Consider the following 23,804-nt stretch of genomic DNA (forward strand, 5'->3'; position numbering starts at 1 on the left):
CCTCTGAGGTGAGGGAATCGGCTTATTGGCCTTCTACGTTGTGGTAAACGTTCTGAACATCATCCAGCTCGTTTAACATGCCCATAAACTTTTCGAACATTGCGATATCGTCTTCGTTATCCAAGGTGGTGGACACTTTGGGAATGAATTGAATTTCGGCTACATCGAAATCAATATCGGGGAAGGCTTCTTCTAACGCTGTTTTTGTAGCGAAAAACTCTGTGTTAGGAGTGAAAACGCTTACTTTGCCGTCTTCAACTTCAACATCAGTAACATCGACATCCGCTTCCATCAGGGCTTCTAGCACGACTTCGTCGTCGTCACCATTGAACACGAAAATAGCGTCGTGGTCGAACATGTGTGCGACTGACCCTTGGGTACCAATTTTGGCTTTGCTTTTCGTAAAGCAGTTACGAACGTCTCCAAAGGTGCGGTTTGGGTTATCGGTTAAGCAATCGATAATCACCATGCAGTTACCGGGGCCATAACCCTCGTAGCGCGCTGGAGAGAAATCTTCTCCTGCACCGCCTTGGGCTTTAGCGAGCGCCTTGTCGATAACGTGGCTTGGCACTTGGTCTTTTTTAGCACGTTCAATGAGTGATCGAAGCGATAAGTTTCCGGTAGGGTCTGAACCGCCAGTTTTGGCCGACATATAGATCTCACGACCGTAACGGCTATAAATCTTAGCTTTCATGTCTGATGTTTTTGCCATCGACTCTTTGCGGTTCTGATAGGCCCTGCCCATAGGTGTGCTCCGATAAATAGTGTGTAAACTCTTATAAACTGACAATCTTATAAGACAGTAGGGGCGAAATTTTACCCATGCAAGTTAGAGCTGGGAAGTTATAAACATGTAAAATTGATGAGTTATGATCGTTTTTCTTAATTTTTTTAAGGTTTCGCGCTAAATGGATACACAGGTGGAGCAAAAACAGGCCATCGAAGCCGCTATTCAACGAGGTGTTGATAGCTATTTTGCACAATGCCATGCTCGGATTCCGTCTTTTATTCGTCAGCATTTTGGGTGGCCGGGTGCGATTGCAACGAATAAGGTGGCGTGGGGTTGGGATTTGTTGCGGGCTCCACTTAATTTATTTTGGGCACCTATCTATGCTTTAGTGTGCTTAATTCGTTTTTTACTGAAGAGGGCGTTTCCTAACCAGCGTGTTGCCGTTTGGTGTGTTAAACAGTTGGCTCGCACGCCTAGCGGGTTGACGACTCAGGTGCAGATCCATATAGCGAACTTGATTAAGCAGGACTTGTTAGGCGGTGATGGGCAATCACGCCAACTAGACGACTATATATTGGAAGAGTTACGCGCCCTATATAATGCCCAGTCGCCTAACGGGCTGACTGATCAGCAATTAAATCGGACACTTGAGCCGCTCATTAGTGAGGCGTTGGATCAATATCAAGTAACACGAACCGCCTCCGCCGATATTACCAATAGTTTGTCTTGTACTTTGTTGGGTGCGTTTACATTTCAGAAATTTACGCCTGGAGGAATGGGGATTGCCTTTATCGTGGCTTCATTAGTCAGTAAAGCCGTTGCTGCTCGTGATTTCATTTTTGGCGAGACACTGGGCACTGTCTATTTTTCAATTTTTCCACCAGAACCTTCACTGGCACTCACAGCCGCAGTGATGGCCATAGTGATGGCAATTTTAGCGGCGTTTGCTGCGCTATCGGGTGTGATTATTGATCCGGTACAGGCCGTTACCGGTTTGCACCAACGCCGTTTGGTAAAGATGCTGGATGATTTGAAACACGATTTGCTGAACGAGACTCAGGGGAGCTTTAGACCTAAAGATCAGTTTGTTGCTCGCTTAATGGACAGCTTTGACATGATTAAGTCGAGCCTGCTGTAGGCGTGTAAACACGGCGGCGATGTCTGGTTAAGATCGGTTTCTCATGTCATGCATATTGGGTTTGATACCATCTTGTTGGTAACTTTTATAGCGCTGGCGAGTTTGTTCTAAAATATTGTCTTGTTGAATAACTATTTCTGTGACGCGCTTAAATTGTTTGGTTTGCGAGGGGTAGTGGGAAGATAGGTTTACCAACAGGTCTGGCTTTTGTGGGAAATGAGCGGTATCCCAGCCTAAGCAAATGGGTGCTTGGCTTGCTGTTGGGGTGTTGGCTAAATGGCTAGGTAAAAATGTCTCTGGCCCTGCATGCCATAAGCGTTCGCTAATGATCTCGGCTTGCTGTCGGGAGTCCGTTAAAACATACAGTTGGTGCCCTGCGCCAATAGCGCGAGTCGCGAGTTTACCTAAAAAACGATAGCGGCTCTCTTCATCAGCAGCTGGTAAAATATAAAAGTCAGCTTGCGCCATGGTTGTCTCTGTAAAATCGGTTTTACTGGAAATAGGAATAGTAACGGTTCCTGACGCTTTAGACGCGGTAGGAACCGTTAAAATTATTGATGATTAGTGCGCGTGATCGTGCTCATCATCGTCGGCTACTTCTTCAGCCGCTTGGTTAAGCAGGTATTGGCTTAGCAAAGGAACGCAACGGCCGGTCGCGCCTTTTTCTTTGCCGCCACTGTTCCACGCGATACCGGCGATGTCTAAATGTGCCCAGCGATACGCTTTAGTGAAGCGAGATAAGAAACAGGCTGCCGTAATCGTACCTGCACCGCCAGTACCTATGTTGGCGATGTCTGCAAAATTGCTATCCAGTTGTTCTTGGTAGTCATCCCACAAAGGTAAGCGCCATGTACGATCATCCGCATAATCGCCCGCTAAGGTTAGCTCGGCAGCGAGTTCGTCATCATTGGTTAATAACCCTGAAGCAACATTACCTAAGGCCACGATGCAAGCGCCGGTGAGTGTAGCGATATCAACCACTGTTTTAGGGTTGAAACGCTCGACATAGCTCAGTGCATCACACAATACTAAACGACCTTCGGCATCAGTATTGAGGATCTCAATAGTCTGGCCTGACATAGAGGTGACAATATCACCCGGCTTGGTTGCATTACTGCTTGGCATGTTTTCAGCCGATGCGATGACACCAATAATGTTGATTGGCAACTCCATTTCAGCGACCGCATTCATGGTTCCCATGACGGATGCAGCACCACACATATCGAACTTCATTTCATCCATCTTGGCGCCAGGTTTGAGCGAAATACCGCCGGTATCGAAGGTAATGCCTTTACCCACCAAAACATGGGGTTGCATATCCGCGTCGCCACCGTTGTATTTCACAACAATTAAGCGTGAAGGTTCTACGCTGCCACGGCCTACCGATAGCAATGATCCCATGCCGAGCTGTTCCATCGCGTCTTCGTCTAGAATTTCGCAGGTGACAGAGTCGTATTGGTTAGCGAGCTCAATGGCCTGTTGTGCTAAGTATGAAGGCGTACATACATTACCCGGTAAGTTGCCTAAGTCGCGGGCAACATTCATCCCGTTTGCAATAGCAGTGGCGTCAACTAATGCACCTTCGCCTTCTTCAGTAACATCGTCTGCTAGGTGAATTTCAAAACGTGCAATGACATAAGGGTCGGCTTTTTTGCTTTTGGTTTGGTCGTATTGGTATAGCTCAGCGGTAGCAACTTGAGCAATTTGGCGCACCTGGCGGTAGGTGTCATCTTGCTCTGAAATGAGCCCGTCTAGCGCTACTGTAATGCCTGTTAAGCTAAGGCTTTTCACCGTGGCTAAAATGGCTTTGATGATTTTCTTTTGGTTGCGGTCGTGACGCTCGTCCGCTTTACCTAAACCTACTAGTAAGATGCGCTTAGCCGTTACACCATCAATTTTTTGCAGTAACAATGTTTCTGCTGTTTTTCCTTTAATGTCGCCTGCCGCTGTGAGTGCGCTAATAAAACCATGAGAGGCTTGATCGACTGCCGCTGCTGAAGGAGATAGCTGTGCATCCGCTTCGATACCAATAACTAAACATTCGGTTTCTAGTGAGACTACTGAACCGTTAACAATTTCAAAATCCATGATCGCTCCAAACAAGACTTTACACCGGCTTTGAGTGATAATGCCGTCCTAAGTTTCAGGCAAAATCGGTTGCTTGGCACTATAAACTATTTCGCGTTTTGTTTCACAAACCCTTTACCTGACTGGCATTTTGTTTTGATTATTTTTCGTTATCTATCTCGTCAGATTTTAATGAGCACCTTAGCGGTTACCGCCGTGCTTACGTTGGTCATTGTCAGTGGCCGTTTAATTAAGTTTTTAACCTATGCCGCGGCTGGAGAATTGTCGCCTGAGTTTGTGTTGCAGTCGGTGGCTTATCGAGTACCGGGCATGCTCATGCTTATCTTGCCATTGGGCTTATTTTTGGGGGTGTTGCTTGCTTATGGGCGTATGTACCTCGAAAGTGAGATGGTCGTTTTACAGGCAGGAGGGGTTAGCCCTAAACGTTTGACTGGCTATGCATTAGGGGCCGCATTAGGGGTTGCTGTGTTGGTAGCCTTTTTGGGGATGTATGGTTCACCTTATGCGTGGAAAAAAATGGACATTCTTTATCAAAAGCAGAGTGAGGCCAGTGAGCTGGATATGCTTAGCGCAGGGCGCTTTCAGAACTTTTCCGGTAGCCATCGAACGATTTATACCAGTGGAGCGGAAAGTAGTGATGCACTGGGCTTGATTTTTGTGTCTGAAAGCGATGAAAAAACAGGGCAAATTAGTGTGGTGATGGCTGATTCCGGCCGTAAAGTGGATGAGCAAAATAGCGATTTGCGCTATATAGTGTTAGAGGATGGTGTTCGTTATGAGGGGGTGCCTGGACAAGCGAACTATCAAGCTGTTAGCTTTGATGAGTATGGCTTCCAATTACCTCCGTCTAATTTGCGTCGACGCAGTGCCGATGTTAATGCGCTGACCATAACCGAGTTGTTGGCTGTTGATTCTGTTAAACATAAAGCCGAAATTCAATGGCTCCTGTCGCTGCCGTTTTTGGTGCTTATCATAACTATGATCGCAGTCCCAATGGCTAAAACAAACCCTAGGCAGGGTCGTTACGCGAAACTCGTGCCTTCTATCTTGCTATATATGTTGTATCTCACGTTACTCACGTCGGCGAAAGGTAAAATGGAGGACGGGGACTTGCCGTTATTTACCCTGTGGCTTATTCATGCCGCATTTTTATCACTGGCGTTATCGATGTTGTTTGCAGGTCATTTTTGGGAGAGTTTGATGAACCGTTTGCCCTCGATGCCTTCTTTTAAGCGGAGTAAGTCTTAATGTTTACACGCTTAGATCGTTATGTCGCTGCGCAGGTGCTCTCTGCTGTCTTCGTCATTTTATTAGTGGTGGTTGGTTTAGATATTATTTTTGAGTTTGTTGATCAGACTGAGGACTTAAACGACACCTATCAAATCGGTGATTTGCTCTATTATTTGGGCTTGCGAATCCCAAGCCAGCTTTATGAATTTATGCCCTTAGCTAGTTTGATTGGGGCCTTGGTTGGTTTAGGTATGTTAGCTAGCCATAGCGAGTTAACGGTCATGAGGGCCGCGGGTATATCAATTAGTCGGATTGTTATTTCCGTTTTAAAGCCTGCTTTATTACTGGCAGTGGCTGCGCTGCTTTTGGGGGAGTTCGTTGTACCTAAAACCGAGCAAATAGCAGAAAGCTCCCGAGCTTTAGCGCAATCTGGTGGTAAGGCGTTGCAGTCAAAGCACGGTATTTGGCATCGTCAAGATAATCAGTTTATCCATATCAATGCGGTTGATTTAGAAGGGACGATTTTTGGTATTACTCGGTTTGATTTTGATGAGAGTAATCGACTGATTAGTACCAGTTTTGCTGAACAAGGTCGCTTTACAGGTGATGGGTGGGATCTTAAAAATATTCAGCGTACGCGGTTATTTGAGGATCATACAGAGGTTGACGAGCAGTTAACCGAACATTGGGTATCAGGACTTACGCCCACATTGTTGTCGGTAATCGTCGTCGAGCCTGTGGATTTATCCATCAGTGGATTATGGGCATATACCCGTTATCTGGGTGAGCAAGGTCTAAATGCGACACAGTATAAACTGGCCTTCTGGAGTAAAGTGCTCCAGCCTGCAGGAATTTTAGCGCTTGTATTAGTTGCGATCTCGTTTGTTTTTGGCCCTTTACGCAGTGTAACTGTTGGGCAAAGGGTGATTGCCGGCGTGGTGGTCGGGTTAATCTTTAAGTTTTCGCAAGACCTGTTATCTCCGGCAAGCGCAATCTTAGGGTTTACACCACTGCTTGCTTCGTTAATCCCCATTTTAATTTGCTTTGCGGTGGGGCTGCTATTGCTGCGCAGGGCTAGCTAGCGAAGGAGCTACCATGCTTGTTTATTTAGGTTGTTTTTTAGTTTCGCGCTTAGGTAAAACAACAACGCGGGTATCTGAAAAACGATCATGCCAGGTAAGGCGTTCGTCATTGAGTAGCATCGTCCAATAGCCTGCACCAAAACACGCAATAGAGAATAATGAGCTAAAGAAGCGAATTAATGATTGCGTCCAATTTAGGGTGTAGCCATCAACCGTTTGAACACGTAATCGCCATGCCATCATACCGATGGTTTGCCCGGAGCGCGTCCAAAAATATGCGTTAAATAAGAAGACGGTTAAAAACAAAGATGTATTGTAAAACGGGCCAGAAACGGCTTCTCCGTTGTTAAACACAATCCACAAAGCGCTTACGCAGAAGAGTAAGCCTATCAGAACTAACAAATCGTAAATCAGAGCAGCAAATCGTTTAGCTAGTGAGGCTTGTTGAGTGCCTGTTTGGTCTAATTGGCGTGGCATGACTTTATCCGTTACATCAAAACGGCGATCTATTACATCGCCGTTTGTGGGAGACTGCCAATCATTAGGAGGCTCCGTGTTTATTTTTTACAGCTAGATATCCCAAAAGGAATATACAGCGGACACCAGCCCAGTATAGCGGTAACTATAGGAACAACTCCAATAACACCGAACCACGAGTTGAAATAAACACCGGCGGCAATAATGCATAAGCCAATGATAATCCGGGCGATCTTGTCTGCTTTACCAACATTACATTTCATTGCGATTTCCTCTGCAAATGACGTGTTAAAGAAACAAAAACTCGTGGCGGTGGTACCGGGTTACTTGAACGGTTTTACGTAGTCTTCTGCGTATTCACTGGCCAACGAGTTAGCTTCAGCCATTTGCGAGTCTTTAAGCTTCATTAATAAGCGGCTCTCAATGGCTTTGGCTGTGCGGTTGCCAAGCTCTGATGCATTATGCATCCAGGCGTAGGCAATAATATCTTGTTCGTGGCTAGTGTCTGAACCATAGCCATTTGAATATAGAGTACCTAGGTAGAACATAGAATCAGTATGGCCTTGGCGTGCGGCAATACGATACCAGCGTTCGGCTTCCTCAAAGTTTTGTTCTACGCCTGTACCAAAGTTATAACTGCGGCCTAAGTTGTGTTGCGCAACAATTAGGCCTTGCTCAGCGGCTTTTTTATACAATTCAAATGCTTTTACGCCATCGCGTTTAGCGCCATATCCAAATTCATACATCTCACCGGCTCTGTTTTGAGCTGACGGATTTCCCGCTTCCAGTTGCGGCGCTAAGCCTGCTAATTCGATGCGGTAGGCTTTGTTTTTGAGTGCGCGCAAACTATTAACACTACCTATATGACCCACACGAGCACCGCGGTCGTATAGCTTTTCGGCTAAAGCGATATCTTGATCTACACCCCAGCCGTTTTCGTAAAGCTGGCCCATCAGGTTAAGTGCATCGGTGTTGCCTTCTTTAACAAGTGGCTGTAACTCGCTAATAGCGGTTGCGTAATCACGCGATTCGATGGCTTTTTCAGCCGTAGAAATATCGGCAGCCATACTTGAAATGGACTGTAATCCCATCACTAGGCCTAAAATGCCTAATAACACCTTTCTGTTCATGTCAGGTTCTACCTTACAATTTGTCTGGGTATAAAGAGCGTCAGTATACATAAGCTACTTTATGGTAGAAATGACACCTTAGTGAGTGGCTACCAAGGTGTCATTAATTAGATCGTGCTAATATATAGAAATGGTTCTAAAAAGCCATCTCGTTTTTGTATTACTAGCCGGAATATTGATGTCGATTAATCTTTTCTTAATCTTTTCGCTGCGGGCTTAGTAGCTCAATCATGTATCCGTCAGGGTCTTTAACGAATGCGAGGATTGTACCTGAGCTGCTATTTTTCATTGGACCGGCTTCTCGGACCACATCACCACCGCGGGCTTTTATGGCATCGCATGCTTGGTAAACATCATCCACTTCAATAGCGATGTGTCCGTAAGCGTTACCAAGGTCGTAGTTGTCGGTATCCCAGTTGTGAGTGAGCTCTAAGGCAGCTTCTTGTGATTCGGGACCAAAGCTAACAAAGGCCAAAGTAAAGCGCCCTTCTGGGTAATCGTTTTTTCGTAGCAGTGTCATGCCCAGCACTTCTGTGTAGAAAGCGATGGACTTCTCCAGATCAGTCACGCGAAGCATGGTGTGAAGTATGCGCATTATTGGTTCCTGTCAATAAATTGTTATAAAGGGCTATACATGTTTGCTGAAAACTCAATAGCGTGCTTAAGTATAACCAAGTACACGTTAAAGATGTGCACAAGAGGGAGTAACAACACTATGTTTCAGGATATGAGTAAAAAAATGACCGAATCAATGGGGCCGTTCAAAGCATTAATTGATGTGCAAACCAAGATGTTAGAAGAGCTAACGCGACATCAAATGGATTGTACGAACTCATGTATAGAAGCGACCATTCAGCAAACCAAAGAGCTAACTAAGTGCCAAACGCCGAGCGACTTAGTCACCTTGCAGCAGGCCTATGCAAAGGAACTAGAGGAAACTCTAAATAGCGCCAGCGCCCATAATATGAAAGCCTTACAAGAAGCGCGTGAAGAAATCGAAAAAATCACAGCTGAAGGTTTTAATGGATTTATGCCAAAGTAACTCATGGTTCATACGACCCATTCAATAAAAAAGCAGTTTCTTAAGCTGCTTTTTTTGTGTCTATAATAGGTCTAATTGTCATGTTAATTACGTTAATGACAGGAACCTTGTAAAAGGAAATTAGTCATATTATTAATGTAGGTTTTCTTGTTGTGTTGCGAGCACGGCAAGAAAAATAAAAAACTGATCCACTATGATCGCTTCGCCATTGTTGGCTTACAGATGAGCTAACTCTGAAAAGAGAGCGACATTTTTATTAACGACATAAAGGAAGACCGTGATGATGAAAAAGCCGCTACTAACTGCTGCAGCCGCCTTGTTGCTGAGCACGACGACGCTTTCATTTGCAGATGATGTTGAGGACGCAATTGAGTACCGTCAAAGTATCTTTAAAGCGATCAAATACCACTTTGGCCCGATGGCCGGCATGATTCGTGGCAAAATTGATTACGATCCCGCCGCTTTTACACTGCATGCCGAGCGAGTCGCTGAATTGGCTAAGATGCCGGGTGATGGTTTTATCCCAGGTTCGGATAAAGGTGACACAGAAGCTAAAGCTTCTATTTGGGATAATAAAGGCGAGTTTGATGAGCATTTGGCTGCATTGGCTGAAAATACATCGGCTTTATTAGACGTCTCTAAAACGGGGGATTTAGATCAGATCAAACCCGCTTTTGGTGAAGTAGGTAAGACCTGCAAAGGTTGCCATGACGAATTCCGAGAAGAGTAAGCCCATTACGGTGCTACTAACCTCACAAAAAAAACGGGCTTTAGCCCGTTTTTTTATAAACATAATATAATTAAAAGCACTTAGCCTAATTGCAGCAGACTATATATAGCCGCAAACGCGATGATGGCCGTAATACTAATCCGAATAAATGGCTCTTTAATCGAAATGGCATGGGGGTCATGCGTGACTTTGTTGCCTGTGAACATGGCTTTGATCAACTTGTCTCGTTTAAAAACTGCATGAATTAACACAGCAAATACGTGCGCGCCAATACACGCTAAAAGTATATTAAAGTTAAGTTTGTGGATCCTAGTTAGAATGTCTGCAATGTCGCTTGGAATGAGAGCATACAAAGGGCCTTCAGTAAAAATATCGTCCGTCGCAAAAAGCCCCGTTGACGCTTGAATCAAGACTAGCAGCAATAAGATAAATACCATCCATGAACCTAGCGGGTTATGGCTCAGGTAGTGCTTTTCTCGTCCTACTAAAAAAAGCGCAGCGTATTTCATTGTCACAAAAGGGCCGGTTAAAAATGCCCCAAAGCGTGCATATTTACTACCAATAAAGCCCCAGATGACACGGTAGGTCACTAAGCCCAGCATTAGATAGCCAACGTACATATGCCACGTCATGATATTGCCGCCAGTTTCACCCGAATACCACAAAAAGCCTATACCGAGCACTAACGTCCAGTGCAGTAAACGCACAGAAATATCCCACACCTTTATGGTGCGTTCTGGTTGAGGTTTGGAGGATGTCTCTGTGTCGGCCACAGTTTTTTTAGTGCGCACCTCTGCGGTTAAAGGTGCGGTTTGTGGTTCTTGCGAGTTATTTGTCATGTTAGCGGCACTCCGTTGTCTCATGAACGGCTATAATTGAGCCCCATTGTAGTTCGTTGTTAAAATAATAACGCTAACCTAGGGGGTTTTAGGGCATAAGATACTGTAAACGGCTGCTAGTGCAAGTGGCTGTGTCTTTTGCTCTTCATTCGTTTGATGTCGCGCGTTAGTTGGTCAAATATTGGCAGCTATCGGGTTAATTAGGGGTTAATTTTAAGGACAAGTGCGGATTCTTTTCACAATGATTTAAAGCCGCGCTCGGATCGGTTAAAATATGTGCCCTTTTGAATTCGGCGAGTGTTGAGCAGAGCAATGGAAGTCAATCCAATTATCCAAAACCTTAAAGATATCGGTGAGCGCACCCAAGCGTTGTACACCTATCTGGACTATCCAGGCAAAAAAGAGCGTCTGGAAGAGGTTGAGCGTGAGCTAGAAGATCCAACGGTGTGGAATGATCCAGATAATGCTCAAAAATTGGGTAAAGAACGCTCAGCACTAGAACTCGTGGTTAAAACCCTTGATGAGCTAAAAACAGGTGCCGTCGATACACGAGAGCTATTGGATATGGCTGTTGAAGAAAACGACGAAGACACTGTTGAAGAAGTCGAAGCCGAAGTTGACGCGCTCATGGCAAAGTTAACAACGCTTGAGTTTCGTCGGATGTTCTCCGGCGAAAATGATCAGAATAATGCGTTTTTGGACATACAGTCTGGTTCAGGCGGTACAGAAGCCCAGGATTGGGCCAATATGGTATTACGCATGTTTTTGCGCTGGGGCGAAGATAAAGGCTTTAAAACAGAGCTTATTGAAGTCTCTGATGGTGAAGTGGCCGGTATCAAGTCGGCGACAATCAGCTTCCAGGGTGAGTATGCATTTGGCTGGCTACGCACTGAAACAGGGGTTCACCGTCTAGTGCGTAAATCACCTTTTGACTCGGGTGGCCGCCGCCATACCTCGTTCTGTTCTGTTTTTGTGTCGCCGGAAATCGACGATAACGTTGATATTGATATCAACCCAGCCGATTTGCGTATTGATGTATATCGAGCCTCGGGTGCGGGTGGTCAGCACGTAAACCGAACAGAATCTGCTGTGCGTATTACCCATGCGCCTTCTGGCATCGTCGTACAGAGTCAGAGCCAGCGCTCGCAGCACCAAAACAAAGACACCTGTATGAAACAATTGCGTGCCAAGCTTTACGAAATGGAAATGCTTAAACGCAGTGCAGCCGCACAAGAATTGGAAGACTCTAAAGCTGATATAGGATGGGGCAGCCAAATCCGTTCTTATGTGTTAGATGACCAACGTATTAAAGATTTACGTACCGGTGTGCAAACTTCTAACTGCGATAAAGTGCTAGATGGCGATTTAGACCAGTTTATAGAAGCAAGTTTGAAAGCCGGACTTTAAATACCAACGAAAGCGCTTAGCGCTCATGGCTCGTATAAGGGCTCTGGTTGCAGAGTGGTTCCTTAGCGGCGCTGATACTTTGAATAATGAAAGGTTCTTAATTGATGTCTGATAACACTCAGAAACAAGATGAAAATCGCTTGATAGCAGAGCGCCGCGAAAAACTTAACGCGTTGCGCGAAGCGGGTAATGCATTCCCTAACCAGTTTCGTCGTGATAGTTACGCACAAGATTTGCAAGACCAATATGGCGACAAGACAAAGGAAGAGTTAGCCGAGGCGGGCATCAAGGTCAGTGTAGCGGGTCGGATCATGTTGAACCGCGGTGCCTTTATGGTATTGCAAGATATGACGGGTCGTATTCAGCTGTATGTCAATAAAGAGTCTCGTCCTTTCGCGAAAAGCTTGGACCTAGGCGATATCGTTGGCGTGACTGGCGTATTACATAAATCAGGTAAGGGTGACCTGTACGTTGATTTAGGTGAGTATCAACTGCTCACTAAAAACTTACGCCCATTGCCAGAAAAGCACAAAGGCTTAACTGATACAGAGCAGCGCTACCGTCAGCGTTATGTTGATTTGATCACCAATGACGATTCTCGCCGAGTGTTTGAAATACGTTCAAAAATGGTAGCCGGTATCCGTAGTTATTTGGCTGATCGCCGCTTTGTTGAAGCCGAAACGCCAATGTTACAGGTGATTCCAGGTGGTGCTACCGCGCGTCCATTCGTTACGCACCATAATGCATTAGACATGGATATGTACTTGCGTATAGCGCCTGAGCTTTATTTGAAACGTTTGGTCGTTGGTGGTTTTGAGCGTGTTTTTGAGATTAACCGTAACTTCCGAAATGAAGGTTTGTCGACGCGTCATAATCCAGAATTCACAATGCTTGAGTTTTACCAAGCCTATGCGGATTACAAAGATTTAATGGACCTAACCGAAGACATGCTGCGTACATTGGCGATTGATGTGTTGGGCTCAACGACGCTTACCTACCAAGGTAGCGAATTCGATTTAGGTCAGCCGTTTGCTCGTATTAGCGTGTACGACTCAATCTTGAAATACAACCCGGAGCTAAAACCTGCTGACCTAGATACACTAGACGCCGCACGCGCGACAGCCGAGAAGCTTGGTATCCACATTAAAGATAGTTTTGGGCTTGGTAAGGTTCAAATTGAAATCTTTGAAGAAACCGTTGAACATTTGTTACAACAGCCAACATTTATTACTGAGTACCCAGCGGAAGTGTCTCCATTGGCGCGTCGAAATGACGATAATGATTTTATTACGGATCGTTTCGAGTTCTTCATGGGTGGTCGAGAAGTCGCAAACGGTTTCTCGGAGTTAAACGATTCTGAAGACCAAGCTGAGCGCTTCCGTCAGCAAGTCCTTGATAAGGATGCCGGTGATGATGAGGCGATGCACTATGATGCAGACTACATCAACGCACTTGAATACGGTTTGCCACCTACGGCAGGCGAAGGTATTGGCATAGATCGACTGGTCATGTTCTTTGCAGACTGCGATTCAATCCGTGATGTTTTGTTGTTCCCAGCTATGCGCCCTCTAGCAGCAAAATAACCCAGATTCAGTTTGCTACATGCGTTAAAAAAGCCGCTCTTAGAGCGGCTTTTTTGTAGGTGAACAAGCGTCTTCTGATGGGCAGCCAATTGGCGTGCCTCGATCTGCTAGGTAGGCTTGTCGGCTGTTGTTTTATCCGTCAGGTCGTTAACTTCATAATCGTCCGGACGATCATTAATATCCATTGATATATTGTCATCCAAATTATCTGAATCGTGCAAAATATCCACAACGTCAGAAGCCATTTCAGGTACTGTTTCCACGACGGCAGCCGCAATATCGTACGCTTGCTCTGGATGATTTTCGGCAAAGTGCGTTACCAGCTCCGTTGCTGACTCATGATATGCTTCTAAATCGGCAGGGCGCATGTCAGAGGTGTCTACAGCCAAGCTTTCTTCCTGTGTTTCGGTATTATCCGGCTCGGTCGCAGGAGCTGGGTTACTCGGGATGTGGTTGATAATAGCCGTGACAATATCAGAAAGCTCATTTGGACGGTGCTCGCTTAGCCACTGGACCAGTTCAGTTGCTTGTTCTGGTGCGTTATCGGCCAGTGCCTCGGCAATTTCTAAGCTAAGCCCCGGAGCGGCCCGGGTGATTGACGCAAATAAGCGCCCAACATCAATATCGTCAACCTGAGCCAGTGCGGTATAGAGTTCTGCTGCTTTCTCGGGTGAGCTCTGTGTTAATTCTTTCACCATACGAACCGCTGCTCCAGGGTTGCTTTCTGCAATAGTAATGGCAACTTGGGCTTCTAGGCTGTTAGGTGTTTCATCTTCTTGGTGTGGAATACGCGGGTCGAGATCATATAAACCGCTACCGATATCTGTGTGCATAACAAAGCCTTCTTGTTCGCTGATAGGTAGAGATGGGCGAGCGCGCATGCGGTAAACAACAAATAATAGTAGCGCTAATTCAAAGGTTGCTAAAAATCCAAAGAGGGCATCATTGCCCCAAATTTCCATCGCTTTTGAAGATGTAATAGGACCTATGATACTGCCTATGGCATAAATGCTTAACAAGCCTCCCATGGCCGCCGCCATGTCTGAGGTGCGCACCCTATCAAAAGTTTCTGAAATACTCATAGGATACAAACAGGAGAACACACCGGTTGAGATGCCTGTGAGTATCATCATTAGCGTAGTTAGGTTGTAATTAGCGGCGAAGGGGATGGCAATCGTCGTTAGGATATTGATAACCAATAGACCAAACAACAGAGTACGCCTGTCTAATCTGTCAGAGAGCATTCCAATTGGTAACTGAAGCAAAAAGGCGCCTAAAACAGCCGAAGCCATAAACACGGATAACATGAAGCCAGAAATACCGTAGCCGCCAGCAAAAACTGGAAGTAGGTTCATGATAGAGCCGTAAAGTACACCGCCAAAGCAGCATGTTACGGCACCTAACGGTGATATCTTTAAAATTTGTAATAAAGACATGCCGTGTGTTTCTTGCAACACAGGACCGCTGCGTCGGCTCATTGCTAGTGGAACAAGCCCCATAGTGAGCAGCATAGCCGCTATAGTAAATAGTGTTGAATTGTCAGCAGGGGCTATGTTGAGTAAAAACTGCCCGCAGAAAATAGCAGCCATGATGGTGATTTGGCTGGTAGCTAGCATCCGCCCGCGTGTCTTTTCAGTAGCCGCATGACTCAACCAGCCATCGATGACGGCAAAAGAGCAGGCTATACAAAAGCCCATCAAGCCTCGCATGGCTCCCCAAACCCAAACATTCATCGTTAAACTGCAGGCTAAAATAGCAATAGCGCTAAGAGCAGCCGAAGCGGCGAAGACCCTAATGTAGCCGACTCGGGCGATTAAGCTTCTGCAGTAAAGGCCTCCTAAGAGCATGCCAACTGCATACATAGCTAGAACTAGACCTATAACATCCGTTTCAGTACCTTCTATACCCATGCGTACTGGTAATAAAATACCAATCAAGCCGAAGCCCAGCATAAGAATGAAGCAGCTTATGTATAAAGAAACCAAAGGAAGAAGGGTGAGTATCACGGGAGTCCTTTAAATGTTCGTGTGAGAAAAGGTCAGACTAGGGATCTAGTACCTAAGTGTCAATCTATCACAGGCAAGTCAAGGAAAGGATGCGATAAAAACAATGTTCACGTTGAAAATTCAGGTATCATTTGAAGGCTAATAATCCTCCGCTAACCCAATCGATAATAAGATAATTGTTATGCCTCCAATAAAGAGAAACCCAAAACAAGCTAGCTTATTTTCAACGTTAGATGAAGGAGCGCCTCTGGCTCCTTTACCCGAGGATGTCAGTCTAGACTTGCCAGCAGGCTGGCAACCTGAGTTATCAAACGAGATTAGTGCACCTTATATGAAGCAATTGTTATCATATCTCGTGGAGCGCAGTCAGCATGCCGTTATTTATCCTGCAGCGCATGATTGGTTACACGCTCTTGAAATGACGCCTTTATCCGCTGTCAAAGTGGTGATGATTGGTCAAGATCCTTACCACCAGCCTAATCAGGCTCATGGTTTATGCTTTTCTGTAAAACCTGATATCAAGGTCCCGCCTTCCTTAGTTAATATCTATAAAGAGCTATCAACTGATCTAGGTATTGAACCAGCTGCTCACGGCTTTCTAGAATCATGGGCCAAACAAGGCGTGCTGATGATCAATAGTGTGTTAACGGTAGAAGATTCGACACCCAATGCTCACAAAGATAAGGGCTGGGAGCGCTTTACCGATAAAATAATCGAGATAGTTAACCGTGAATGCATGAATGTTGTTTTTTTGTTGTGGGGGAGTTACGCGCAAAAGAAAGGGGCTTCGATAGATAGAAGTCGGCACTGCGTACTAGAAGCACCTCATCCTTCTCCATTGTCTGCGCACCGTGGATTCTTTGGAAGTCGCCCTTTTAGTCAAGCGAATGCTTATCTAACCTCGCATTCGATAACCCCCATTCAATGGCAGCTGCCAGATTTGTAGAGCAGTTAGGTTGATTTAACTGTGCCGGATTAATGTTTATTGTTTATCTGAAATGTGGCAGCTATTTTCTGAACAACGTCGTTTATAGCGCCGCTTAGCAAAGCATAAATACAGTCGGTTAAGTAAGGGAGTTATTCTTAAAAAATAGACTAGGCTCGCTAAGTGTCGGTAATAGGGCAGCTTTTTCCAAATACATATAAAAGCGGGCACCCCCTGTAACTGTTTGCCGTCTTCTGAAATAGCGTGGATAATTTGCATGGCCTGAGAGTATTCAATGCCGTATTGTTGCAAAGTTGCGGATGACTGGTGAATATCATCCCACTGTATGCGGTTTGCTTTATCTAGCTTACGGTAATGCGCGATCTCTTTCCTGCATAGCGGGCATCCTCCGTCGTAAAATAAAATCGGTTTATTCATAATCTTTTTTATTGATCAATGACAGCGTGTCGAGGAATTGATTGAAATGACCGCGAGAGCCCGTTTCAACAGAGTACTTGTTGTGAAAAAAGATGCTCACTTCGACGTTATTGTCTTTTAAGGTAACGGTGTAGCCATCAATGCTGCTATTTGCGCGTATGCCATCCAGAACATAATCGTCACCGATCTTTTCTCCATGCTGAGTGATCTTGAAGAAAGCTTGCAGTGCCGTTTGTATATCTAATTTGTGATCCATAAATCCACCCGTATCAATGACTATTAATACGCATAGACAGTAAAAATGGATGGGTGTGCGGTTTATTTTTGAAGTGAAAGAAGCACCGAACAACACGCACCCGAGAGTGCATGTTGTTCGCAATACGTGCTGGTTATCCTGCAGGGAGTAAGCTGCTAGCGTTTAGCAACAAATAACTCGGGGTCTAGTTCGTAGGGTAATTCGAGTAGGTTAAGAGCTGTGCCGTCAGCGAGACTCAAAGGGTGTTCATCGGCTTGTGATTTAGTAATTACAGCCAGTAAATGAACTTGATGGTCGTTAACCCGTGCGGCACTTAGCACTTGGCCAATGTTTTGTTTGGTTTCCGTGTTAATGGCATCTCCGCTGCTCGGTAGCCCTTGAGTGTCCGCAGAGAGTAAATACATGGGTTTGTTGAGTTTCCCGCGATGCTGTAAGCGAGTGATAATTTCTTGGCCTGTATAACAACCCTTGGCGAAACTCACGCCCTTGAGCGCCTGTAGATTCGTCATTTGTGGAATGTAAGATTCTTGCGTTTTTGCATCGATTTCAGGAATGCCAGCGTCAACTTCTGTTAAAAGCCAGTCGTTAGTTGTGCCTAGTGGCGCTCGATCAGTCAACTTTTTCAAGACGCCTTCGGCTTGTTCTGCTGGCACCCATAGTTCGTACCGGTTACCCGGTTCACTGTCTGCTACCGGCACTTTAACCGCGATTAGGTTGCCTGTTTTTACCGTACAGTCGACTTCTAATGGATTGCCTTCGAGCAGCTGTTCAACGAGCGCGTCTGCTCCCGGGCCTAATAAACCAAAACCTAACCAGTTCTCGGACTCATCGACGGCTTCGGCTTTAGAGAACATGATGTACTTTTTGAGCGTTTGAAGACCCAGGTCAAAAGCCTCGTGGTTCAGCCGAAGTAGGAAGCCGTTATCAATGGCGATTAATCGGTAGAGCGCTATGATGCTGCCTTTGATGGTGCAATGTGCACCTAACCGGCTACCGTGTTTGCTGACTTCACGCATGTCGCATGTGAGTTGGCCCTGCAGAAACTTCTCGGCATCAGGGCCTAGCACCGAAATAACGCGTTGGTGAATAAGCGGCACAATACGTGTTGGGCTATCTGCTTTAGGAACAGCTGAAATGGCTCGTTGGTTATCGGCTAAGGTAATATGATAAGGAGCCAGCAGTGTTGTCCATTGATTCATGACATTATCCTGTAAAGGTTCAGAGCCAGCGCATTGAGCGCTTGCTCTGTAATATATCTAGCAATTAAACGGAACGTGATTCAGACGACGTATCATCCGCAGACAGTGTATTGTCATGCTGGGGCGGTGCTTGGGTGGCATTATTGCTACCCATGTGGCCAATGGACTCTCCCAATTTGACGGGTGATTCTGCTTTGAGCTGTTCTACCCACTCAATTGCTTCAGGTCCGAACAACAGCACTACCGTAGAGCCTAGCTTAAAGCGCCCCATTTCTTCACCTTTCTCGAGGGTGATAGGGTCGCTAACTTGAGGTGTAAAATGCGTCAATACCGGTTTTTTGATAGCGGGAGCCTCTTGGCCGCTCCAAACAGTTTCAATACCGGCGACAATCATTGCACCAACTAACACCATAGCCATCGGCCCTACCTCGGTCTCAAATATCGCGACTAACCGCTCATTGCGTGCGAATAATTGATCGACGTTTTCTGCTGTTGTTTGGTTAACAGAAAACAAATCTCCGGGTACGTAAACGGTTTCGATTAAGGTGCCTTTAATCGGCATGTGTACACGGTGATAATCACGTGGTGATAAATATATGGTGGCAAAGTAACCGTTTTTAAAGGGTGTGGCTAAGTGCTCGTATCCGCCCAGTAAAGTTGATAGCCCATAACCACGTCCTTTGGCTTGAAAAATACGGCCATGATCTATTGAGCCAATTTGGCTGATGGCACCATCAGCAGGAGAAACGACACTGTTTGCTGAAGAGTCAATTGGACGGGCGTCTTCTTTTAGAGCGCGTGTAAAAAATGCATTGAAGGTAGGGTAGGCGGTAGGCTCTTCGATAAGCGCTTCGCTCATGTTTACTCGGTATTTTTTCGCAAACTGCGTGATAAAGGTATTCTTTATCCACGGTGTTGTAGAGTCAGCAATCTTACCGACTAAACGAGATAATAAATGTTGTGGAACAATATGTTGGAACAGAATAAATAGTTTGGTTTTCAAACCAGTATCTCCAAAACCTTCCGTAGGGTGCCTGAGGCCATAATACCCACAGAAGGTGGTTTATAGATGTTAAATGGGACGTTAGTGGCTTTTTTCGACGGCGCTATTGGGTAGGTTGCCCCACTCAAACCAGGAGCCGTCGTAGCACCGCATATCATCAATACCTGCATAGAGGCCTGCGATGTAAGTGAGCCCAGAGCGGCGATGGGTTTGGCAATGCGTCACAATCGGTTTAGTCGTATCCAGCCCGGCTGCTACTATTTGCTGTTTGATGGCATTGGGGGATAGCAAAAGCGCAGGAGCCTCATGGGCGAGAACGTCCGTCCACTCTAACCATTTAGCGGTGGGAATGTGCCCACCTTTACTGGCATTAACTACTTTTGTACCTTGGTATTCATCGAGTGCGCGCGCATCCCAAATGCTGATATCACCTTGTGCGACGTGTTTTTCTATGAAGCTATAATCCGCTAATAGAGGCGTCCCCTGATGACTCACGGTAAGGGATGACGGCACCGGGGTATGCGGAGTTTGTTCAACTGGGAAGCCTTCTAAACGCCATGCATCTAAATGGCCATTCAAAAAAGAGACATTAAATAAGTTGCAACAATGCATGGTCCACACAAATCGACCGGCCCACGGACCTTTTTGGTCATCATACACAACAACGTGTGATGCTTCGGTGATGCCTGCATCGGAGAACAACTCTGATAGTTGAGCGTCGCTGGCTATTTTATTGGGTATTGGAGCTTGTCCACAGAGCATACGTGTAGGCTCAAGACGAATCGCGCCGGGGATGTGGCTGGTTTCGTAATGCGCTTCTGAAGATAGATCAATGACGATCACATGAGGTTGATCAATGACTTTTGATAGTTCGACCGCGTCGATTACCAGTGGCAATTGCATGGCTTGTTCTCATCGTAGACTGGAAAATGATCATAACGATTTGTTGTCCGAGCCTCAATGGTAGCATGAATAGCCTAAGTAAAATTATAGGGCGTGTAAGGCCTTACTAGCCGCTGAGCACAGCAAGCGGAACTGCTGGTGTTGGAAGTCAGTCAAGGCCGATGGATTGTCGCCTCCGTCAGCGTAGATAACAGCTACGGGCTTGTCATCCTTAAAAATTGACATGATGAGTATATCTTGATGCGGCAAAATTTGTGTATATGCCTTCGACATTAAGCGCTCATATTGGGCGCGGTTACTTTGTTTGATCCAGACGCAAAGGGGCTTCTCACTGAGCTTTTTAAAGAGCCCTCCCGTGCTAATATCAATTTCATAGCTGGCCAAGGGATCTGATTTCTCCATTCCAATGGCTTGCGCAGCTTTTACTGTTTGGTTTTTCGTGTTTACTAAGCTCAGTGTGACTCGTTGTAAGCCTAAACCCTGTGATAATCCTTGTAATAGCCCCCCCAATATATGAGATGGTTTTGTGTAAAGATGGTAGCCATCTCTAAACCTGTCCATGATGATTTTAAACTTGCTGTTATCTAATAATTCATCGGGGCTGGTTGGGTGTGCTCTATAGCGGGTTGCTGGTTGGGTAGGGGCGGACGGGGCCGTTACCGCCTTAGCGGCCAGCCTTGGTTTCTTAGCTGCAGGCTTTTTCACTGCCGGGGCTGTATTGATTAAGGCGCTAAGCTCTTTGTTGGATAACTTATAGTTCCCCATATTATCAGAGGGAATAAGCAGCATTTCAGCCGCAGGTGCTAGCGTGCCTGCTACATGATAATGATGAGATGACGAAATCGTTATCTGGTTCAGCATGGTGCGAGTCTCATCATGATCGCCACCCAGATAGCAACAAACCGTTTCAGTGGTATCGGCTGGGCGGCTCGTTTGCCATTCACGGCTAACATTCATGGCATACCAGTTGGCCAGTTTAATAATAAAGCTGCGGTCTTGCAGCATGTGACCGATGGCACGATTATCGTCATCGCTGATCTCGCTATTGCCTACAGTGCGTTCACGAAACTTAGTCAGTAATGCACGAGAAGGGGATGTGTTTGGGTCCTGCGCTTGACAGATTACGTCGGAAAACCCCCATTCAGTAGAGAGTCCATGTGAGATGTCTTGCATGGTGCAGCCTAAGATTTTCTTTTCGGCGGCTACAGGGTCGCTCCCTTTTTCATTAATTAGGATATGTACTTCATGCATGTGTAAAGGGGCGTGTAGCCATAAAGACCATAAGCCAACCCCGTAAAACAGACTGGCTAAGAAGGTCTCATCGACAAACGGCTGGTTTTTACGGCGCATCCAGCGTTCTGCGTGGAAAGCAGCCAGATGACTATTAGCAATAGCGCGGAAATAAAGCTGTTGTTGGATACTGTTTGGGCTGACTTTAACGGGTTTTAGCCGGTTAGCTAGCTGCTCTATAGGGTCCATACCCAGTGAGGAAACCGCATGTTCAACGCTCGTGATTACTGAATCGCGCTTAGCTGCTTGGTGCGCTTGTTGGGCAGCGCGTACAAAAATAAGGCTTAAAATAGGGTCGCTTTTAATTAAAGCGGTGAGTTGGCTGATCATGGTGTTGTCATTTTGCACGAGAAGCCGCAAACGCTTTAAGCTGCTTGCTCTGACAGGAAAAGGCTTATCTTTAAGAAAGCTAATCCATGCTTCAGGCCCAAAAAGCTCGTCACTTTTGGTCTGAAAATCGCCTGACTTTTCCTGTTGTTCCATGAACTCTCACTGTCGCCTATTGATTAATTATTAGGACTCTCCAGTAAAGACGTAAGAATACGCTGGTAGCTATCCATACGGGAGGCACTAATGTCACCGCGTTCGATAGCTTCCAGTATAGCGCAACCTGGCTCATGCTCATGTTTACAGTCTCGAAACTTGCAATAGCCCATAAAAGGTTTGAACTCGACAAAGCCTTCTATCAACTTTTCTGGTTCGAGGTGCCAGAGTGCAAACTCACGAATCCCAGGGGAGTCGATTAAGTCACCACCGGCTGGGAAATGAAATAGCCTAGCCGTTGTGGTGGTGTGACGGCCTTTACGCGATTGTTCGGACAGCCCGCCTACTTTTATATCGACACCCGGCAGCAATACATTAATTAAAGATGATTTTCCGACGCCAGATTGCCCTACAAAAACGCTGGTACGATCTTTTAATTCAGCTTTAAGCTCAGCTAAGCCGTCATCATGGCTGGTCGATGCGAGTAGCACTTCATAGCCAATCGCTCGATAACGCTCGACAAGTTGGGTGATCTCATCTTGGTTTTTTTCAGTAATTAGGTCTGATTTGTTGAGAAGTAAAACCGGTTTGATATTGCTTAGCTCAGAGGCAACTAGGTATCGATCGATCAAGTTGGCGAAGGGCTGTGGCTCAACGGCAAAAGTGATGACTATTTGGTCAATATTGGCGGCAACCGGTTTCAATTCGCCATGATTAGTTGGGCGAATGAGTTCACTGTCACGTGCTAATGCCGCCACAACAACACCGTATTCTGTGCCTTTGCGCCAGATAATGCGGTCGCCTGTGACCAGTTGGCCTAAGTGGGTACGCAAGTGGCAGCGGAAAATAGTGCCAGCGGCTTCGCCTTCGGTAGCCTCCACGTCGACCTGTTTACCAAAATGAGAGATGATTAATCCTGGCTGCTCAGGTCCAAGCTCTCCACCGCTTAATGCTTGTTCTAGGCGGTCATCTTTTTTGGAGGCGCGGTCGGTGCGCTCTTTTTGAATTTTTTCAATTCGCCACGCCTGACGGCGGGTAACTTTGCGTTTTGACATTAAAAATAACTACCTAAGTTCGATCGCGGGCTTTTCGCTTCGTGGTATTCTATACCGAAGCAATAAAATATGCGCCACGAACCGGAAGATCACGTCAAAATCAGTCGGTTATGCAGAATAAGAGGACACGTAATGTCACGTAAAACAAATCTGATCTGGTTAGATCTCGAAATGACAGGCTTAGAGCCTGAAACAGACTATATTATTGAGATGGCGACGATCGTTACTGATGCTGATTTGAATATCATCGCGCAAGGCCCTTCATTAGTGATACATCAACCCGACGATATTCTTGATAACATGAATGAGTGGTGTATTAATCAGCACGGAAAAACAGGGCTGACCCAACGGGTACGTGAGAGTCAGCTATCGGAACGCGAAGCCGAGCAACAAACCATCGCTTTTATTGCTGATTACGTAGATCAAGGGGCTTCTCCTATGTGCGGTAACAGCATTGGTCAGGACCGTCGTTTTTTGCACCGTTACATGCCAGAACTCGAGGCTTACTTCCATTATCGCAATTTGGACGTTAGCTCTATTAAAGAGTTAGCACGTCGCTGGAAGCCAGAGGTGCTAAAGGGCTTTACGAAGCAAGGGACGCATTTGGCGTTAGATGATATCCGAGACTCAATCGCAGAATTACAGCATTATCGCGAAAACTTCTTCAACGTATAAATATTCGTTTTCCTCATCGAAAAGAGGATTACACTGACATAAAACTATCTTACACTCGCAACACTTTAGAGGGCGGCTGGCTTTAGGTAGCGAGT

Annotated in this window: 25 protein-coding genes; 9 read left to right on the forward strand and 16 right to left on the reverse strand. The window is 45.9% G+C overall.

Going from position 1 to position 23,804, the window contains the following annotated elements:
• Window positions 1–22: 22 nt before the first annotated feature.
• Window positions 23–745: a YebC/PmpR family DNA-binding transcriptional regulator gene (locus tag BS617_RS15180; RefSeq protein WP_075173824.1), complete on the reverse strand. Its 723-nt coding sequence runs from the start codon at window positions 743–745 to the stop codon at window positions 23–25.
• 163 nt (window positions 746–908) lie between these two features.
• On the opposite strand from BS617_RS15180, the gene BS617_RS15185 reads away from it, so the two are divergent.
• Window positions 909–1,868: a DUF6635 family protein gene (locus BS617_RS15185; RefSeq protein WP_075173825.1), complete on the forward strand. Its 960-nt coding sequence runs from the start codon at window positions 909–911 to the stop codon at window positions 1,866–1,868.
• A 27-nt stretch (window positions 1,869–1,895) separates the two neighbouring features.
• On the opposite strand, the gene BS617_RS15190 is transcribed toward BS617_RS15185, so the two are convergent.
• Both BS617_RS15190 and BS617_RS15195 read right to left on the reverse strand, forming a co-directional pair.
• Window positions 1,896–2,336 carry a DNA polymerase III subunit chi gene (locus tag BS617_RS15190; RefSeq protein WP_075173826.1) on the reverse strand — a complete coding sequence of 147 codons (441 nt, stop codon included), beginning with the start codon at window positions 2,334–2,336 and terminating at the stop codon, window positions 1,896–1,898.
• A 93-nt stretch (window positions 2,337–2,429) separates the two neighbouring features.
• Window positions 2,430–3,956, reverse strand: coding sequence for a leucyl aminopeptidase (locus tag BS617_RS15195; protein ID WP_075173827.1), 1,527 nt, complete (start codon window positions 3,954–3,956; stop codon window positions 2,430–2,432).
• Between the two features lie 135 nt (window positions 3,957–4,091).
• Between BS617_RS15195 and lptF the strand changes: the two genes are divergently transcribed.
• Together lptF and lptG are read left to right on the forward strand one after the other, a co-directional pair.
• The gene (lptF, locus tag BS617_RS15200; RefSeq protein ID WP_075173898.1) at window positions 4,092–5,204 is read left to right on the forward strand and encodes an LPS export ABC transporter permease LptF; all 1,113 of its coding nucleotides are present in this window, start codon (window positions 4,092–4,094) and stop codon (window positions 5,202–5,204) included.
• Window positions 5,204–6,268: an LPS export ABC transporter permease LptG gene (gene lptG, locus BS617_RS15205; RefSeq protein ID WP_075173828.1), complete on the forward strand. Its 1,065-nt coding sequence runs from the start codon at window positions 5,204–5,206 to the stop codon at window positions 6,266–6,268. The genes lptF and lptG overlap by 1 nt, the downstream gene beginning before the upstream one ends.
• 21 nt (window positions 6,269–6,289) lie before the next feature.
• Here the strand turns inward: lptG and BS617_RS15210 are convergent, their stop codons facing one another.
• From BS617_RS15210 to gloA, 4 genes are all read right to left on the reverse strand, one after another.
• On the reverse strand, window positions 6,290–6,745 hold the full coding sequence (locus tag BS617_RS15210) for an RDD family protein (protein ID WP_075173829.1): 456 nt from the start codon (window positions 6,743–6,745) through the stop codon (window positions 6,290–6,292).
• Window positions 6,746–6,825: 80 nt separating this feature from the next.
• Window positions 6,826–7,008 (reverse strand): YgaP family membrane protein, encoded by a 183-nt coding sequence (locus tag BS617_RS15215; RefSeq protein WP_075173830.1) that lies wholly within the window; start codon window positions 7,006–7,008, stop codon window positions 6,826–6,828.
• A 60-nt stretch (window positions 7,009–7,068) separates the two neighbouring features.
• Window positions 7,069–7,875 carry a tetratricopeptide repeat protein gene (locus BS617_RS15220; protein WP_075173831.1) on the reverse strand — a complete coding sequence of 269 codons (807 nt, stop codon included), beginning with the start codon at window positions 7,873–7,875 and terminating at the stop codon, window positions 7,069–7,071.
• A 196-nt stretch (window positions 7,876–8,071) separates the two neighbouring features.
• Window positions 8,072–8,470: a lactoylglutathione lyase gene (gene gloA / locus BS617_RS15225; protein ID WP_075173832.1), complete on the reverse strand. Its 399-nt coding sequence runs from the start codon at window positions 8,468–8,470 to the stop codon at window positions 8,072–8,074.
• Window positions 8,471–8,590: 120 nt separating this feature from the next.
• Between gloA and BS617_RS15230 the strand changes: the two genes are divergently transcribed.
• A complete protein-coding gene (locus tag BS617_RS15230) occupies window positions 8,591–8,917 on the forward strand; it encodes a phasin family protein (protein ID WP_075173833.1) in 327 nt (108 codons plus the stop codon).
• 280 nt (window positions 8,918–9,197) lie between these two features.
• Window positions 9,198–9,647, forward strand: a complete 450-nt coding sequence (locus tag BS617_RS15235; RefSeq protein ID WP_083610131.1) for a c-type cytochrome — start codon at window positions 9,198–9,200, stop codon at window positions 9,645–9,647.
• An 80-nt stretch (window positions 9,648–9,727) separates the two neighbouring features.
• On the opposite strand, the gene BS617_RS15240 is transcribed toward BS617_RS15235, so the two are convergent.
• A complete protein-coding gene (locus BS617_RS15240) occupies window positions 9,728–10,486 on the reverse strand; it encodes a cytochrome b/b6 domain-containing protein (protein ID WP_170870369.1) in 759 nt (252 codons plus the stop codon).
• A 312-nt stretch (window positions 10,487–10,798) separates the two neighbouring features.
• Here BS617_RS15240 and prfB point away from each other — a divergent pair, with 312 nt between their 5' ends.
• Together prfB and lysS are read left to right on the forward strand one after the other, a co-directional pair.
• Window positions 10,799–11,893, forward strand: coding sequence for a peptide chain release factor 2 (gene prfB, locus BS617_RS15245; RefSeq protein WP_075173834.1), 1,095 nt, complete (start codon window positions 10,799–10,801; stop codon window positions 11,891–11,893).
• A gap of 104 nt (window positions 11,894–11,997) precedes the next feature.
• A complete protein-coding gene (lysS, locus tag BS617_RS15250; RefSeq protein WP_075173835.1) occupies window positions 11,998–13,476 on the forward strand; it encodes a lysine--tRNA ligase in 1,479 nt (492 codons plus the stop codon).
• A 107-nt stretch (window positions 13,477–13,583) separates the two neighbouring features.
• Here the strand turns inward: lysS and BS617_RS15255 are convergent, their stop codons facing one another.
• Complete coding sequence (locus tag BS617_RS15255) at window positions 13,584–15,482, reverse strand: MFS transporter (protein ID WP_075173836.1); 1,899 nt, start codon at window positions 15,480–15,482, stop codon at window positions 13,584–13,586.
• Between the two features lie 181 nt (window positions 15,483–15,663).
• On the opposite strand from BS617_RS15255, the gene ung reads away from it, so the two are divergent.
• Complete coding sequence (ung, locus tag BS617_RS15260) at window positions 15,664–16,428, forward strand: uracil-DNA glycosylase (RefSeq protein WP_083610137.1); 765 nt, start codon at window positions 15,664–15,666, stop codon at window positions 16,426–16,428.
• 36 nt (window positions 16,429–16,464) lie between these two features.
• Here ung and BS617_RS15265 read toward each other — a convergent pair whose 3' ends face one another.
• The 7 genes from BS617_RS15265 to rsgA all read right to left on the reverse strand — a co-directional run bounded on the left by BS617_RS15265 (window position 16,465) and on the right by rsgA (window position 23,034).
• A complete protein-coding gene (locus tag BS617_RS15265) occupies window positions 16,465–16,845 on the reverse strand; it encodes a thiol-disulfide oxidoreductase DCC family protein (RefSeq protein WP_075173837.1) in 381 nt (126 codons plus the stop codon).
• Complete coding sequence (locus BS617_RS15270) at window positions 16,838–17,101, reverse strand: DUF3081 family protein (RefSeq protein WP_075173838.1); 264 nt, start codon at window positions 17,099–17,101, stop codon at window positions 16,838–16,840. The genes BS617_RS15265 and BS617_RS15270 overlap by 8 nt, the downstream gene beginning before the upstream one ends.
• A gap of 155 nt (window positions 17,102–17,256) precedes the next feature.
• A complete protein-coding gene (gene ygfZ / locus BS617_RS15275) occupies window positions 17,257–18,300 on the reverse strand; it encodes a CAF17-like 4Fe-4S cluster assembly/insertion protein YgfZ (protein ID WP_083610139.1) in 1,044 nt (347 codons plus the stop codon).
• Between the two features lie 64 nt (window positions 18,301–18,364).
• A complete protein-coding gene (gene asd, locus BS617_RS15280) occupies window positions 18,365–19,303 on the reverse strand; it encodes an archaetidylserine decarboxylase (protein WP_083610141.1) in 939 nt (312 codons plus the stop codon).
• An 81-nt stretch (window positions 19,304–19,384) separates the two neighbouring features.
• On the reverse strand, window positions 19,385–20,206 hold the full coding sequence (locus BS617_RS15285) for a sulfurtransferase (protein WP_075173839.1): 822 nt from the start codon (window positions 20,204–20,206) through the stop codon (window positions 19,385–19,387).
• Window positions 20,207–20,290: 84 nt separating this feature from the next.
• Complete coding sequence (locus BS617_RS15290) at window positions 20,291–21,979, reverse strand: HDOD domain-containing protein (RefSeq protein ID WP_075173840.1); 1,689 nt, start codon at window positions 21,977–21,979, stop codon at window positions 20,291–20,293.
• Between the two features lie 23 nt (window positions 21,980–22,002).
• Window positions 22,003–23,034, reverse strand: coding sequence for a small ribosomal subunit biogenesis GTPase RsgA (gene rsgA / locus BS617_RS15295; RefSeq protein ID WP_075173841.1), 1,032 nt, complete (start codon window positions 23,032–23,034; stop codon window positions 22,003–22,005).
• Between the two features lie 132 nt (window positions 23,035–23,166).
• Between rsgA and orn the strand changes: the two genes are divergently transcribed.
• Window positions 23,167–23,709, forward strand: coding sequence for an oligoribonuclease (gene orn, locus BS617_RS15300; protein ID WP_075173842.1), 543 nt, complete (start codon window positions 23,167–23,169; stop codon window positions 23,707–23,709).
• The last annotated feature ends 95 nt before the right edge of the window (window positions 23,710–23,804 follow it).

The sequence above is a fragment of the Neptunomonas phycophila genome (assembly GCF_001922575.1).
Lineage (GTDB): Bacteria > Pseudomonadota > Gammaproteobacteria > Pseudomonadales > Balneatricaceae > Neptunomonas > Neptunomonas phycophila.